General features: G+C 39.3%; 10 protein-coding genes. 7 read left to right on the forward strand and 3 right to left on the reverse strand.

Features of this window, described 5'->3' with window-relative positions; all coding sequences use genetic code 11:
* Positions 1-249: 249 nt before the first annotated feature.
* The 4 genes from N824_RS20385 to N824_RS20400 all read left to right on the forward strand — a co-directional run bounded on the left by N824_RS20385 (position 250) and on the right by N824_RS20400 (position 6,767).
* Positions 250-1,146, forward strand: coding sequence for a HAMP domain-containing sensor histidine kinase (locus N824_RS20385; protein ID WP_084498407.1), 897 nt, complete (start codon positions 250-252; stop codon positions 1,144-1,146).
* A 74-nt stretch (positions 1,147-1,220) separates the two neighbouring features.
* A complete protein-coding gene (locus tag N824_RS20390) occupies positions 1,221-2,504 on the forward strand; it encodes a TolC family protein (RefSeq protein WP_235207224.1) in 1,284 nt (427 codons plus the stop codon).
* A gap of 7 nt (positions 2,505-2,511) precedes the next feature.
* Positions 2,512-3,612 carry an efflux RND transporter periplasmic adaptor subunit gene (locus tag N824_RS20395; RefSeq protein ID WP_048906997.1) on the forward strand — a complete coding sequence of 367 codons (1,101 nt, stop codon included), beginning with the start codon at positions 2,512-2,514 and terminating at the stop codon, positions 3,610-3,612.
* 17 nt (positions 3,613-3,629) lie between these two features.
* Positions 3,630-6,767: an efflux RND transporter permease subunit gene (locus tag N824_RS20400; RefSeq protein ID WP_048906998.1), complete on the forward strand. Its 3,138-nt coding sequence runs from the start codon at positions 3,630-3,632 to the stop codon at positions 6,765-6,767.
* Positions 6,768-6,770: 3 nt separating this feature from the next.
* Here N824_RS20400 and N824_RS20405 read toward each other — a convergent pair whose 3' ends face one another.
* Positions 6,771-8,210 carry an alpha-L-fucosidase gene (locus N824_RS20405; protein ID WP_052334232.1) on the reverse strand — a complete coding sequence of 480 codons (1,440 nt, stop codon included), beginning with the start codon at positions 8,208-8,210 and terminating at the stop codon, positions 6,771-6,773.
* A 155-nt stretch (positions 8,211-8,365) separates the two neighbouring features.
* Between N824_RS20405 and N824_RS20410 the strand changes: the two genes are divergently transcribed.
* The gene (locus N824_RS20410; protein WP_048906999.1) at positions 8,366-9,076 is read left to right on the forward strand and encodes an SRPBCC family protein; all 711 of its coding nucleotides are present in this window, start codon (positions 8,366-8,368) and stop codon (positions 9,074-9,076) included.
* Positions 9,077-9,090: 14 nt separating this feature from the next.
* Here N824_RS20410 and N824_RS20415 read toward each other — a convergent pair whose 3' ends face one another.
* Positions 9,091-9,603 (reverse strand): DUF5362 family protein, encoded by a 513-nt coding sequence (locus tag N824_RS20415; protein WP_048907000.1) that lies wholly within the window; start codon positions 9,601-9,603, stop codon positions 9,091-9,093.
* Between the two features lie 101 nt (positions 9,604-9,704).
* On the opposite strand from N824_RS20415, the gene ychF reads away from it, so the two are divergent.
* On the forward strand, positions 9,705-10,799 hold the full coding sequence (gene ychF / locus N824_RS20420; RefSeq protein WP_048907001.1) for a redox-regulated ATPase YchF: 1,095 nt from the start codon (positions 9,705-9,707) through the stop codon (positions 10,797-10,799).
* 244 nt (positions 10,800-11,043) lie between these two features.
* Here ychF and mgtE read toward each other — a convergent pair whose 3' ends face one another.
* Positions 11,044-12,417 (reverse strand): magnesium transporter, encoded by a 1,374-nt coding sequence (gene mgtE / locus N824_RS20425; RefSeq protein ID WP_048907002.1) that lies wholly within the window; start codon positions 12,415-12,417, stop codon positions 11,044-11,046.
* Between the two features lie 573 nt (positions 12,418-12,990).
* On the opposite strand from mgtE, the gene N824_RS20430 reads away from it, so the two are divergent.
* Complete coding sequence (locus N824_RS20430; RefSeq protein WP_235207225.1) at positions 12,991-16,053, forward strand: SusC/RagA family TonB-linked outer membrane protein; 3,063 nt, start codon at positions 12,991-12,993, stop codon at positions 16,051-16,053.
* Positions 16,054-16,069: the final 16 nt, after the last annotated feature.

Below are 16,069 nucleotides of genomic sequence, written 5' to 3' on the forward strand. Positions count from 1 at the left end.
CTAWWTKKWKWRRTGATMCGNRYKWMYAMCNAGNTMWAMACWMYKYMMCTWYWMKWSGYKMTKMYSAKCNWTASYKGANSRTWYAARYYRTSSMAAGGGNNKAAGRYSAKMTAARMAKKMYCKGNYWAMSSWWSKCWATWGMMAARTNGWAGGNATTNRYTMCARANGNWCAATCAGGSTGATTTTGTAATCCTGGCCTCTGCCATCGACCAAAGCACCATTATCAGAGCAGAAAAACTGTTGAAAATAATGGTAGCTATTTTCCTTGTTATCTTTGTCGGGCTGCTGCTTTCTGCCCGATGGATTGCAAAAAAAATACTCCTGCCTCTGGATCTTTTTATAAATCAGGTTAAACTGATTAAGTCAAACAATCTTCATTTCAGGGTAAAAGAAGGCCCCAATAAAGACGAGATTCATCTACTTGCCCAAAATTTCAACAACCTGATGGAGCATCTGGAGCAATCCTTCATTTTGCAAAAAACATTTGTAGCCAATGCTTCGCACGAGCTCAGGACTCCAATAACAAGAATGATCATAGGCACTGAAATTGCACTTTCTCAGGATCGAAGTAAAGAAGAATACCAAAAAGCCTTAACATCAGTACTTGAGGATTCAGAAAAACTGGAAAACATCATCAACAGCTTACTTAAGCTTGCCCAGGCCGATCTGGAATATGGCTCAACCAATCTCGAAAAAGTACGTATCGATGAAATGATATGGAGTTTGCAACAGGAATGGAATCAAAAAACAGGCATAAACAACCTTTTGGTTGAGGTAAAAGACCTCCCTATGGACGAAGATCAGCTAAGCATTATCTGCAACCCTACTCTATTGCAAATTGCAGTTGACAACCTCATTTCTAATGCATTTAAGTTTTCAGACCATCAGCCTGTTAAATGCATGCTTGATATTAAAGATGATGGCATTCATATTTTCATTACCGATGCAGGTATTGGAATAGAGCCCGCTGATCTGGATAATGTATTTAAACCCTTTTACAGCTCCTCTTCAAAAACTGAACATGCAGGCAGCGGAATGGGCTTATATATGGCGCATAAAATCATTACGCTTTACCAGGGGAACATCACTGTAAAGTCACAAAAGCACCAGGGCACCACCTTCCATGTGCACTTCCCTCGATTTTAATCTCATTTTAATTTCGCTTTAATTTCGCTTTAATTCTCTCAGGGTAGGTTTGACCAAACATTACACAAATGGTTATGATACCTTTAAGATTCCAGACCTTTTTTGGCTGTATACTGCTCCTTTTCTTTGCAACAACAGCTTCAGCACAGGTAACAGATTCGATTAAGCTAAGCCTACGGGATGCCGAAAGTCTTTTTGTAAAGAACAACTACCAGCTAATCGCTCAGCAATACCAAACAGATCAGGCAAAGGCCGATGTGATAACCGCCCGCTTATTTGATAATCCTGAAATCAGCTACGAAAATCTTTTGTACAATAAAGAAACGAAGAGATTTCTGGAAACCAGTAAGGCTACCGGGCAGTATCAGGGGTCTTTATCTCAAATGATCAAGCTTGCCGGTAAGCGCAACAAGAATATTAAACTGGCTACTACGGGTGTTAAACTGGCTGAGTACGAATACTTTGATCTGATGCGCACTTTGCGATATACACTTAGCTCAACTTTCTATAAGATGTACTACGATCAGCAATCTGCAAAAGTGTACCAAGAGCAGATCAATTCCCTTGAACTTTTATTGAATGCCAATGAGCAACAGTTAAAGATGGGAAATGTAGCTATGAAGGATATCATTAGGATTAAATCGTTGTTATACAGTTTGCAAGGAGAATATAGCAGTTTACTTAATGACATTGAGGACCTGCAAACTCAGCTTAAACTGATGACAAACATCAAGCCTGATGCAAATCTTGTTCTTGTGGTTCCTGCAGAGGAAGAACAGAATTATCAACCTGATAAAAAAGCATATATTAATTTATTGGATACTGCAAGGAGCAATCGCGCTGATCTTCAGCTGGCAAAAACTGAAATGACTTATGCCGAAAACAACCTGAGGTTACAAAAAGCCAACGCTATTCCAGATGTGGAACTCTCACTTGTTTACGACCTTAAGGGTTCTTATCCTGATAATTATACTGGCTTAGGGATAAAACTTCCAATCCCATTATTTAACAGGAATCAGGGCGAAATAAAAAAGGCCAAAATTGCAATTGATGCAGGTAACTCGAAGCTCAGTCAGCAGGAAGCAATTCTCGAAAATGAGGTATACAATAGTTATACATCTGCTTTAAGAACCGAAAAACTGTACCGTGGGCTCGACAGTAATTTCAATTCTGATTTTGACAAACTGATTGTTGAAGTCATTAAAAATTTCAAAAACAGAAACATCAGTCTGATTGAGTTTTTGGATTTCTACGATTCCTACAAAGCCAGCACACTACAAATGAACACATTAAAATACGAGCGCATGAACGCTAAGGAAGAAATCAATTTTGTTACCGGCTCTACCATTTTTAAATAACGCACACATGCAAAACATCATTAAAACCATCAGCACACTTACTGCCCTCTCTGCTGTAATATTTCTGCAAAGCTGTTCAGAACAGCCAAAAGAAGCCCCAAAGGAGGAAAAATTTGTAATTACAGACTCTTTACTGAAAAGACTGGAAATAGACACCGTACAGGGTGCAAATAATCAGACAGACCTTAATTTTTCAGCAAAGATCACGGCCAACGAGGAGAATATGTCGAAGGTTTACCCAATGGTAAGCGGGCTGGTAAAAAACGTACCGGCAAAGCGCGGAGATCAGGTAACCAAAGGCCAATTACTGGCCACCATGACCAGTGCAGAAATGGCAGGTTTTGATAAAGAGGCCATCAGCTCTTCTGCTGAATTAAGAAATGCGCAGCGCAGTGTAAAACTTACTGAGGATATGTTTAAAAGCGGATTGGCTTCTGAAAGAGATCTTGAACAGGCAAAAAATGACTTTCTGGTTAAGGAAGCGGAAGACAAAAGAAGCAGGTCTATTCTGTCCTTAAACGGAGGTAATAAGTACGGCACCTATGTTATAAAAGCACCAATATCTGGTTTTATAATCGATAAAAATGTAACCAGCAACATGCAGGTAAGACCAGATAACAATGAGAACTTATTTACGATAGCTGATCTTTCTAATGTATGGGCATTGATCAATATATACGAATCGGACATCTCTAAAATTAAAGAGGGCGATGAGGTTAATCTTTCAATCTTATCCTATCCAGATAAGCCATTTAAAGGCAAAATCAGTAAGATTTACAACATGCTCGACAATGATAGTAAAGTAATGAACGCCAGGGTGGTGATAGATAATCCGGGTTATTTATTAAAGCCGGGAATGATGGCAACTGTACAAATTGCCACTCGGAATGGTGCAACCTTGCCGGTGGTAAGTACAGATTGCCTCATTTTTGACAACAATAAATATTACATGCTGGTGCTTGATCCAGTAAAAAAAGTACGCATACAGGAAGTAGAAATAGGCAGAAAATTTGAAAACAAGGCCTACATCAGCAAGGGCCTTAATGCCGGTGATAGAGTTGTTGCTTCTAAACAGATTTTCCTGTACGACAGTTTGAGACCTCAATAACCACTTAACTTATAGTAATGAATCAATTCATTAAGTCGATCATAAATTTTTCCCTTAAAAATAAATACTTTGTATTTTTTGCCACCTTTATTTTAGTGCTGGCAGGGTATCTGAGTTTCAAGCATACCACTATTGAAGCTTTTCCGGATGTAACCAATACCAATATAACCATCATCACACAGTGGCCTGGCCGCAGTGCCGAAGAGGTTGAAAAGTTTGTTACCCGGCCGCTAGAAATTGCAATGAATCCAACTGAGAAAAGAACAAGTATCCGTTCTTCTTCTTTATTCGGATTATCAGTAGTTAAAATCACATTTGAAGACGATGTAGATTATCAATTTGCAAGGGTCCAGGTCAACAACCACCTTGATGAGGCAGACCTTCCTTCAGGAGCAAAACCAGAAGTACAGCCTCCATACGGCCCTACCGGCGAGATTTTCCGTTATACGCTTAAGAGCGATAAGAAATCCGTTAGGGAACTAAAAACTTTGCAGGATTGGGTGGTAGAAAGGGAGCTGCTATCAGTACCAGGCATCGCCGATGTGGTAAGCTTTGGCGGAGAAGTTAAAACATACCAAATCACAGTTGATCCCCAAAAATCATTACAATACGGAGTAACTGCTACAGAACTTTTCGAAGCTGTTTCTAAAAGCAACATTAATGTTGGTGGCGATGTGATTGAGCAAAGCGGGCAAGCTTATGTGGTACGTGGAATTGGCGTACTAAATAATATTGATGAGATCAAGAACATCATTATTGACAACTTTAACGGTACACCTGTATATGTTAAAACCATTGCCGAGGTAACAGAATCGGCTCTTCCTCGGTTAGGGCAGGTTGGCAGAGACCACGACCCTGATGTAGTTGAAGGCATTGTAGTGATGCGCAAAGGCGAAAACCCCAGCGAAGTGATCCACAATCTTAAAGAAAAGATTAAAGATGTAAATGAAAACATTTTGCCTGGTGATGTAAAGATCAGTCCTTTCTATGACCGCGAGAATCTTGTAAACTTTGCCACGCATACAGTAATGCACAACATGCTGGAAGGGATCATCTTTGTTACCCTGATTGTGTTCCTGTTTATGGCTGATTGGAGAACCACACTGATCGTTTCTCTTATTATACCCCTGGCACTCCTTTTTGCTTTTATCTGTTTAAAACTAAAGGGTATGTCGGCCAACCTTCTTTCTATGGGTGCCATAGATTTCGGGATCATTATAGACGGTGCGGTAGTGATGGTAGAAGGAATTTTTGTAGCCCTCGATTATAACTCTCATAAAAACGGCACAGAGAAATTTAACCGGATGAGTAAACTGGGCATCATTAAAAGGGCCTGTCTGGAAAATGGCAAAGGTATTTTCTTTGCCAAACTGATTATCATTACCGGTTTAATGCCAATCTTTACTTTTGAAAAAGTAGAAGGTAAAATGTTCTCGCCATTGGCATGGACCCTAAGTTTTGCATTATTAGGCGCCTTATTACTAACCTTTACATTAGTGCCTGCAATGGCTAGCGTATTGCTTAGAAAAAACGTTAAAGAAAAGCACAACATCTTTCTAGGGTTTCTTACAAAAGTTGTGATGCGGGTTTACAAGGCATGCTTTAAAGCTAGAAAACTCGTATTCGGTACAGCCATGGTTATACTGGTTGTCGGTTTATTTAGCTTTAAATTTCTTGGAACAGAGTTTTTACCTACACTGGACGAGGGATCAATATATGTAAGAGCCAGTGCTCCGCTAAGTGTTTCACTTAATGAAACTAAAAAGCTCTCGAACGAAATGCGTAAGATCTTTTTAAGCTTTGAGGAGGTGAAACAGGTAATATCTCAAACCGGCAGACCAAACGACGGTACCGATGCTACCGGATTTTACAATATGGAATTCCTGGTTGATATTTACCCCAAAGCAGAATGGAAACGCAAGCAAACCAAAGAGGAACTGGTAGAGCGTATGCAGGAAAAGCTTAAAGGTTATCCCGGTATTAGTTTAAACTTTTCTCAACCCATTTCTGATAACGTGGAGGAAGCGGTATCGGGTGTAAAAGGATCTATTGTGGTTAAAATGTTTGGCAACGATTATTCCTTTATCGAAAAGCATGAACAAGACATATATAACATTTTAAAAACAGTTAATGGGATTGAGGATTTAGGGATTCTTAGAAATCTTGGACAACCTGAATTGCAGATTAATCTGGATCAGAGTAAAATGGCGCTATATGGAGTTAGAACAGAGGATGCAAACTCAATAATAGAGATGGCCATCGGCGGTAAAGCCGCTACTCAGATTTATGAGGGAGAACGTAAATTTGATCTCCGGATTAGGTATCCCGAAGACTTTAGAAAAGATGAAGCTTCAATTGGTGCCCTGCGTATCCCTACTATTTCCGGTGCCAAAGTTCCATTAAGCGAAATTTCTACTATCCGCAAAATTACCGGCCCAAGCATTATTTACCGCGATAAGCATGAACGCTATGGGGCCATTAAATTCTCAATAAGAGGGCGTGATATGGGAAGTGTAATTGCCGAAGCACAGGCTAAAGTAAAGGCTCAAATTAAGCTCCCTAAAGAATACAAACTGGAATGGGCAGGTGATTTTGAGAACCAACAAAGAGCTACCAGTCGCTTGTCTGAGGCTGTGCCGATCAGTTTATTACTCATATTTTTTATCCTGTTTGTATTGTTCGGAAACATTAAAGATTCATTACTGGTGTTAAACAATGTACCATTTGCAATGATTGGGGGCATACTTGCGCTGCTAGCCACCGGAGTTAACTTTAATATTTCGGCTGGCATTGGGTTTATTGCACTGTTTGGTATATGCGTGCAAAATGGGGTAATTCTGATTACACGATTTAAAAGTAACATGGTAGAATTAAAACATCGTCTAGAGTGGACTTTTGCTGATGCACTGAAAGATGGTGTTGCCAGCAGAATGCGTCCGGTAATTATGACTGCCTTGATGGCCGCAATTGGTTTAATGCCGGCTGCACTATCAACCGGAATAGGTTCAGAGGCTTCCAAACCTTTGGCTATTGTTGTTATAGGTGGATTGATCACCAATACATTGTTTAACCTTTTTGTATACCCAATAGTTGTCTACTGGGCATACCAAAAAAAGGTTAAACATTTACATACATCATCTGTTCCGCAGAACTAATGCCTATAAGTCCGGTGCTTTGTAAAGTTGTACGCTTGAAAGTACCGGGCAGGCATTTGCATCCAGAATATTTATTCTGATTTTACTCGTTTTTACAGTAGGGAACACCAGGATTCTTTTACGTCCTATGGTAGTCTGTGTATCTAAAGCTTTAAACTCAGAACCTTCCAGGTATTCTACCGAGAATGATTTCACTCTTTGTCCTAGTTTAATAAATTCCTGAAGTACAATACGGTTAAGCTCGGCTTCTTTACCCAGATCTATGGTAATCACTGCATTTTTTACCTGATCATCCGTCGTCCAGTAAGTCTCGTTGTTTCCGTCAGTTAAGTTTTGGCCATTAAATTTTTTATCCTTCCCCCTGATGTTGCTTACAGTTACTTTCTTTCCTTTTGCAAGATCAGTTTTATAAGCAGCATCCAGATATTTTTTGAATTCCATCAGCCTGGTAGAATCTGTTGGATGGATTAAACCATCACGGTTTACGGGAACATTTAACAACAGGTTACTGTTGCGGCCAACGGAAGTATTGTAAATAGATTCCAGCTGATCAAGCGTTTTAACCTGATTATCTGTATTGGCACTATAAAACCACCCTGGTCTGATAGAAACATCAACCTCTGCCGGAATCCAGTATTTACCATTCTCATCACCAGTGTTAAGTACTTTACTTTCAGGAGCCTCTGCTCCTACTCCAAAACCATCGGTATTTAAGGTCGACCAGTTGGTTTCGCCTGCAACGCCTCTTTCATTCCCCATCCAACGAATATCAGGACCGATATCACTAAATATTACTGCCTGAGGTTGGTTTTTGCGAACTACATTATAAAACTTAGGCCAGTCATATGCCTGCTTTTTATCGCCGCCATTTGCACCGTCAAACCATTGTTCAAAAACACTTCCGTAATTGCTTAATACCTCATTAAGGGTGTTGGCAAATACGTCATTATACTTAGGGGTACCATATTCAGGATGATTACGATCCCATGGAGATAAGTAAACTCCGAATTTTAAGCCGTATTCTTTACAAGCTGCAGATAGTTCTTTTAGTACATCTCCCTTTCCATCTTTCCAGGCACTTTCTCTAACAGTATGTGTACTAAATTTACTTGGCCACAGGCAAAAACCATCATGGTGTTTGGCAGTAATAATAATTGCCTTCATACCAGCATTTTTTGCAGTGCGGGCCCATTGTCGGGCATCAAGTTTCTTAGGATTAAACACCTTTGGATCTTCATCGCCATGCCCCCACTCTTTATCTGTAAACGTGTTTGGCCCAAAATGGATAAACATATAATACTCCATTTGTTGCCAGGCGTACTGATTTTTGTTTGGAACGGCACCATAAGGTTTAGGTGCTGCTACAGATGATTGTGCATAACTGTTTGCGGTAAACAATAATGAGCACAAGGCTGCAGCTGAATAGGTCTTTATTAGTTTCATTGTGTATGGTTAGTTACGAACTTTAAAATTGCAATTTATGCATTGCTAAAAATTCTACGCTATTGTCATTAAAATAAATGATTTTGGCAAATCTTAAAACTTATCTATTGACGAACTGTTATTGTTTTATCGTTGCCAATAAAATAAGCCATCAAATGAAAACACATGAAACTAATTTAAAGCTCCGGTCGGGAAAATTCTCTATCGAGAAGCACCATTATGAGAACATAGGCCTTACAGAACGTATGGTTTCTGTATTGCTAAGTGGTATTTTAATGACCAGAGGGATTAGAAGACCGCTTAAAGCGCAATTTCTTTATGGCGCTTACCTGGCATACAGGGGCTTTACCGGCAGATGTTTTGTATATGAAAAACTTGGAATAGATGGTAATAAACCAAGAGCGATAAATATTAGGGGCGAATTTGAAATTGACCGACCTGCCAGCGAGGTATATGCCTACTGGCGCGATTTAAATAACCTTCCGGGAAGCATTAAACATTTACTAAACGTAGAGGTAATTGACGAAAACCTTTCTCATTGGAAAAGCAATGTAATGGGAAATTTATTTTCGATAGACTGGGATGCAGAAATTATTAAGGATGAACCAAACCATTTAATTGGATGGAGATCTTCTCCAAGTTCTTTAATAAGTCATGTAGGGCGAGTTAAATTTACAGAAGCAGCCGATAAAACGGGAACGGTATTAAAAGTGGTTCTCTCCTATCATCCTCCAATTGGAGGTGTTGGTATTGGTTTAGCCAGACTATTAAACCCTTATTTTGAGAGTCTGTTAAAAAAAGAGATCAGGAGCTTTAAACATACTATTGAAAACAAGATTCCGATATATGCTAACGGAACCTTGTAAAGTATCTTTAGTTACTAAGGAGTAACACTCCCTGCACCCAGATAAGCTACAATTCCAAGAAGGAAAGAGATAATGTAAAGGCCCAATATGGTAATGGTAATAATGCCCCAAAATTTAAAGAACGATTTCATTTTGCTCATTGCCTCGCTTAGCGCCGGCTGATCACCATATAATATTGCTTGTTTTGCCGAATTGGCATATTTAAACATTAATAAGCTCGGGTAAAAGTAAAGTAAGGCCGACAATAGAAAAACAACCGTAAGAAAACCTCCTCCAAGTGCCGCCCAAGGGTTGTTGGCTGCACCTACTTTGCCATTCATTGCGCTTATCAATGCTTCTGCACTAAATGAAAACAAGATCATAATTCCGGTTGCTACAAATCCTATTATAGATAGGAATTTGGTCCACCTGGCGGTTTCATATATGTAACTACGTATGTCTTCTGTTACGGTTAACAAGACTTCCTCTCCCTCTTGAGGGTCATTGTGTGTTGTTTCCTCAGGATTTTCTTCTTCAAAATGTTCCATGTTGATCGTATTGTTTTTTTATAAGACTTTTAGCTTGCCTAAACATAAAGAATATTTTTAAAAAATTGATACCTTTGCGCCAAATCAAGAAAAAAACATACATGGCATTACAATGTGGTATAGTTGGTTTACCAAATGTTGGAAAATCCACTTTATTTAACTGTTTATCTAACGCAAAAGCTCAGGCCGCTAACTTCCCATTCTGTACTATAGAACCGAATATTGGTGTTATTACAGTTCCTGACGATAGGTTAACTAAACTTGCAGAACTCGTAAATCCTAACCGGATTGTACCAAATACAATTGAAATTGTAGATATAGCAGGTTTGGTAAAAGGAGCTTCAAAAGGTGAAGGTCTTGGTAACCAATTCCTGGGTAATATTAGAGCAACAAACGCTATTATCCACGTTTTACGTTGCTTTGATGACGGAAATGTGATTCACGTTGACGGATCAGTAGACCCTATTCGTGATAAAGAAATTATTGATACTGAATTACAGCTTAAGGATTTGGATACTGTTGAAAAGCGCATCCAGAAGGTTGAAAAAATGGCAAAAACTGATAAAGATGCCAAAAGAACTTTCGATATTCTAAGCATAATAAAACCTCATATAGAGAGCGGAAAATCTGTTCGTTCTGCTGCAGTTTCTGCTGAAGATTTTGAATTTATTCAAGATCTAGGTTTACTTACTCAAAAGCCGGTAATGTATGTTTGTAATGTTGATGAGAATTCTGTTATAACAGGTAATGCTTATGTTGAGCGGGTTAAAGAAGCAGTAAAAGATGAAAATGCTGAGGTATTGGTGATCTCTGCTAAAATTGAATCTGAAATTGCTGAACTTGAAAGTTATGAAGAACGTCAGGAATTCCTTGCCGATCTTGGTTTAACTGAATCGGGTGTAAATAAACTGATCCGCGCTGCCTACAGATTACTAGACCTATATACTTACTTTACGGCAGGTGTACAGGAAGTAAGAGCCTGGACAATCACAAAAGGTTTCACCGCACCTCAGGCTGCTGGTGTAATTCATACAGATTTTGAAAAAGGATTTATCCGTGCTGAGGTAATTAAATATAACGACTTCGTAACACTAGGTTCTGAGAATGCATGCAAAGATGCCGGAAAACTAGGTGTTGAAGGAAAAACTTATGTTGTTGAAGACGGAGATATTATGCACTTCCGTTTCAACGTCTAAACTTAATAAGCTTAAAAACTTAAAAAGCTTACTATTCTGAGACTGGAGTAAATGCGCTGAAAAAGCGCAATGATTCCTAGGTCTCTTCGTAGTAAGCTTTTTTATTTCCAAATTATACAATATGTAGATTATGCATCATGCCTCTACAAAATCGGTCTTCTAAGAAAAGACCTAGGCGCTGTTGACCATTTAGCGCAGCGGGCAACAGATGCCAGTCTTTGAATAGAAAGGCCTATTTTGTCCTTTATAACAGCACTCCCGTAAGAAACAACACTGCTACAGAGAAATAGATGATCAGGCCCGTTACATCCACCAGGGTGGCTACAAACGGAGCAGATGACGTTGCAGGGTCAGCTCCAAGTTTCTTAAGCAATAAAGGAAGCATTGATCCCGAAAGCGAGCCCCATAATACTACCCCAACTAATGCTACTCCAACTGTTAAACCTATAAGCATCCAATGTGGGCCGTACATATCGGTAAAAAAGGTCCAGGCAAAGATCCTTAAAAACCCTATTGTACCCAATACAATCCCCAGCATCAAGCCAGAGATGATCTCCCGGCGCATTACCCTCCACCAATCACCAATAGTAATTTCGCCAAGAGCCATGGCCTGAATAATCAAAGTTGATGCCTGAGAACCACTGTTTCCACCACTTGAAATAATTAGCGGAACAAACATGGCCAATATAACGGCCTTTGCAATATCAGCTTCAAAATGTGCCATCGCAGTTGCGGTAAGCATTTCTCCAAGGAAAAGTACAACAAGCCAGCCTATCCTTCTTTTAAACAAGCCAAGTATAGGCATATCTAAATAAGGCTCATCTAAGGCCTGGGTACCCCCAATTTTATGTATGTCTTCGGTATATTCTTCGTTTGCAATCCATAAAATATCATCCACGGTAACTATCCCCAGCAATACATTATTCTCATCCACAACCGGTAATGCTACCCTGTTGTTCATTCTAAATATATTGATGGCTTCCTCCTGATGGTCACTTGCTTTTAAAGCAATTAAGCGCTGATCTGTAAGATCACCGATTTTTGCTTCCGGGTCAGCAAGTAGAATTTCCCTTATTCTGATGTCATCTAACAGTATACCATCTTTATCGATCACATAGATTACATCAATGGTCTCAGAGTTTTTACCATAGCGTCTGATATGCGAAAGCACTCGTGTTACCGTCCAGTCCTTTTTAACTGCAACATAGTCTGGAGTCATCAACCTACCCACACTATCCTCTTCGTAGCCTAGTAGCGAAAGCGCTTCTACTCTATCTTTGGCAGGTAAAAGAATAATCAACTTTTTAACAGCATCGCCCTTCAGTTCACTAAAAAGCGAAGTACGGTCATCGGGTGGAAGTAAATTGATTAACTCAGCTAACTTATTACCGGGAAGCTTTTTAATGATCTTTTCCTGAGTAGGAAAATCAAGAATACGGAATACATTTACCGCCCTCTTAACAGATAAAGTTTCAATAAATTTTACTGCATGCTGGGGGAGTTCGTCTATCAGATGTTCTACATCTGATATATTCAGATCATCTAAATAAGCCTTTAATTGCGCATCGTCTTGAAGCTCTAAAAGCCTTACGATTTCTTCAACAACTACCTCTTCCATATGCCCTAAATTCTTTACATGATTTTCACTATTTTACGGGTGCAAAAATGCCTTTTTATTTTTAAAAAAGGCACTTATAATCAGAAAATTATTAGAATAAAAATGAGGGCTACCTAAGTCTATCCATTTCGTTAATAAACCTGCAGTTCATTATTTAGCATAGTTCCCGAAAATTTTTCTAAATTTAATACACCAAATATTGTCTCAATTCCTAACACTAACGAACAGATATGACTAAAAAGCCTTCTTAGTTAACCCCAATCCCCCTAACCCTATTATTAATCATCCTAATTCTAACCTTTATGAACCTACGTTTTATTTACCTAAGCTTATTTAAGCTTACTTCTTACGTCCAGCTAATTCATCTTTACAAACCTAATAAAGAATAGCTGGCTAATCTTAAGTTCTGTATTGATATTACCCTAAGGTAGTATATCCTGCAAAATCAGGCCCTTGTTTTTTGGCGTATTCACGTCGGGGAAATTATATGCGCTTTGCTTTTGCCGGGCAGACTATGATCATCACTGTAATCAACTCTTATTCTTATAACTAATAACTAAACTAAAATTTACGATGAATTACTATTTATTAAAAAGTACCGGCATTGTTTTAAAAAACGGGCCCGGAGTACGTATGCTGCAAAAAGCAGCAGCTCTACTTGTGCTACTAGTGATCAGTTCAGTTGCTTTTGCACAGTCGGTAGTTACAGGTACAGTATCAGATAAAGAAAACAACACATTAATTGGTGTTACAGTTAGTGTTGAAGGCACAAATCTAAAAGCCCTTACCGACGGCAGTGGGAAATACTCCATTCAGGTCCCACAGACAGGAAAACGGCTAATCTTCAGTTATGTGGGTATGGAAAGTTTAACTGTCGAAATTGGAGGTAAAAATGTAATAAACCCTGTATTACAATCGGCAAATAATTTAAGTGAGGTTCAGGTAATAGGCTACGGATCCGTAAAAAAGAAAGACCTTACCGGAGCAGTGGCCACTTTAGCTGAAAAAGATTTCAATAAAGGCCCGCTCATTGCACCTGACCAACTTATTCAGGGCAAAGTTGCCGGGGTACAAATGATCAATAACAGCGGACAACCCGGAGGCTCTACAACAGTAAGGATAAGAGGTAATACAGCCATGACCGGTTCCGGGCAACCCTTATATGTAGTGGATGGAATTGCTCTTGATGGCCGCTCGGCCAGGCCATCGGCCAGTCCGAGCAGCGTTGGAGGGGTTAAAAGCTCTCCAGGAGGAGGTATTGGAGCTGCACCAGGTGGAAACCCTTTAAACTTTATTAATCCGAATGACATTGCCTCTATGGAGATTCTTAAAGATGCATCTGCAACTGCCATTTACGGGTCAAGAGCTGCTTATGGTGTGGTTTTAATTACAACAAAAAGAGGTTCCAGCGGAGGTGTAAAGCTAGATGTTAATGCTTCAACTGGTGTTTCCAATATCATGCGCCAGATTGATGTTTTAGATGGCGATGCCTATCGCGCAGCATTGAACAAATACGGACTTACAAGTGGCGATTTTGGAAGCAACGTAGACGCTATGGATGCCATTACGCGTACTGCTTACAACCAGAATTATTCAATTGGTTTAAGTGGAGGTGGCGATGGTAACACCTACCGTGCATCATTAGGCTACCAGGATCAGCAAGGTATTATCAGAAAAACAGGTTTAAAAAAATACACCGGGTCATTTAATGGAAACTTCAAGTTTCTGGAAAGCAAAAACCTTGGACTTGACGTAAACCTGTTAAGTAGCCAGTTCAATGAAACCATTGCACCTATAACAACAGATGCAGGTTTTACTGGTAGTTTGATCAGTCAGGCCCTTTCCTGGAATCCAACGCAACCATTAAGAAATGCAGATGGATCATTGTTTATTGAAAACGGTAGAATTGTTAACCCTTTAGCCATGTCTGAAGCGTATAACGATAAATCAAAAGTATCAACCATACTCGGTAGTATTTCCCCATATTACAAGATTGCTCCATGGCTTGAATTTCGAATGCTGGCTAGCATAAACTACAGCACCGGGGTAAGAAGATCATCTACCCGTAGCTTTATTAATCTGGAAGGTGTACAGGAAAAACCAGATCAGAACTTTTTGGGAGGTTACGCAAGTTATTCGAGCACTGAATTAATAACACAGCAATTTACCAATACCTTAACTTTTAATAAAGAGATTGCCTCGCGTTTAAACCTGAATGCGCTTGTTGGTTATGAATATACCAACTACATCAATAAGGGTTCAAACATGAATGCAACAGGCTTTGGAAACATCCCTGTAGACTATACAGATGCCCTACAGGCAACTGCCCCCGCCAATCGTAAGATGAGTTCATACTACGATCCTAAAACACAGCTCCAATCTTACTTTGCCAGAGCCATTTTTAACTATGCAGATAAATATCTGTTAACGGCAACTTTCAGAGCAGATGGTTCTACCAAGTTCGGGGCCGATAATAAGTACGGTTATTTCCCATCTTTCTCTGCTGCCTGGAATATTAAAAATGAAGCATTCCTTTCAGAAACAGAATGGCTGGATCAGCTTAAAATCAGAGCTGGTTATGGCAAAACAGGAAATCAGGAATTCCCTTCCGGATCGGCACAACAACGTTATGCTTTTGGTTACGACCAGGGAGGTCAGACTTTAACAGGGATAAACAATAAAAATGATAAATTAAAATGGCAGGCAGATGAGCAAACCAATATTGGAATCGACTTTGGCCTTTTTAAAAGCAGGTTAACAGGGTCGGTAGATTATTTTAGAAAAACCACGACTGATCTGTTGTTTCCACAAATACCATTCTATCCTTCGGCTGCAGGGGCATCAGTTACCTGGGTAAATCTTCCCGGTAAAATCAAAAACAATGGTATTGAACTAACATTAAATGGAAGTATCATTGATAAAGAAAACATCAGCTGGTCGTTAGGTGGTAATGCTACGTTTATAAAAAACAAAGTACAGGACGTTACAGGAATTATTAATACAGGTTCTCTAAACGGACAGGGGTTAAGTGATGTAACATTAGAGGTGATCCAGAATGGTCTACCACTTTTTGCGATGGTTACCCGCCGTTATGAGGGCTTAGATGAGAATGGATTTTCGAAATATGCCGACGATGGTTTTACTTATTATTATGTTGGTAATCCTAATCCAAGCGTAATACTTGGTATCAGCACAGATTTTAGGTATAAAAAATTATCATTAGGTCTTAACTTCAATGGTTCTTTAGGGCAAGATGTGTATAACAACACCGCCAACTCTGTATTGCCAATTACCAATTTAGGCACCCGAAATGTTGCATCGGCACTGTTAAATTCCGGCATACAGGAATCACTGGCTAATCCAATTTCTGCTTCTTCACGCTATATAGAAAAAGGCGATTACCTAAAACTGGCGAATGCCACAATAAGCTATAACATTGGAAATATAGGAAAAGCAATTAAAGGATTAAACATATATGTTAACGGACAAAATTTATTTGTGCTTACAAATTATTCAGGCTTTGATCCGGAGGTAAATGTTGACAAGAGCATCAATGGCGTTCCATCGGCAGGTATAGAATATGTGCCTTACCCATCCGCAAGAACGTTCAATTTCGGGGTTAATTTTTCTCTTTAATTTAAATATTCTCAGA

The sequence above is a fragment of the Pedobacter sp. V48 genome (assembly GCF_000523515.1).
Lineage (GTDB): Bacteria > Bacteroidota > Bacteroidia > Sphingobacteriales > Sphingobacteriaceae > Pedobacter.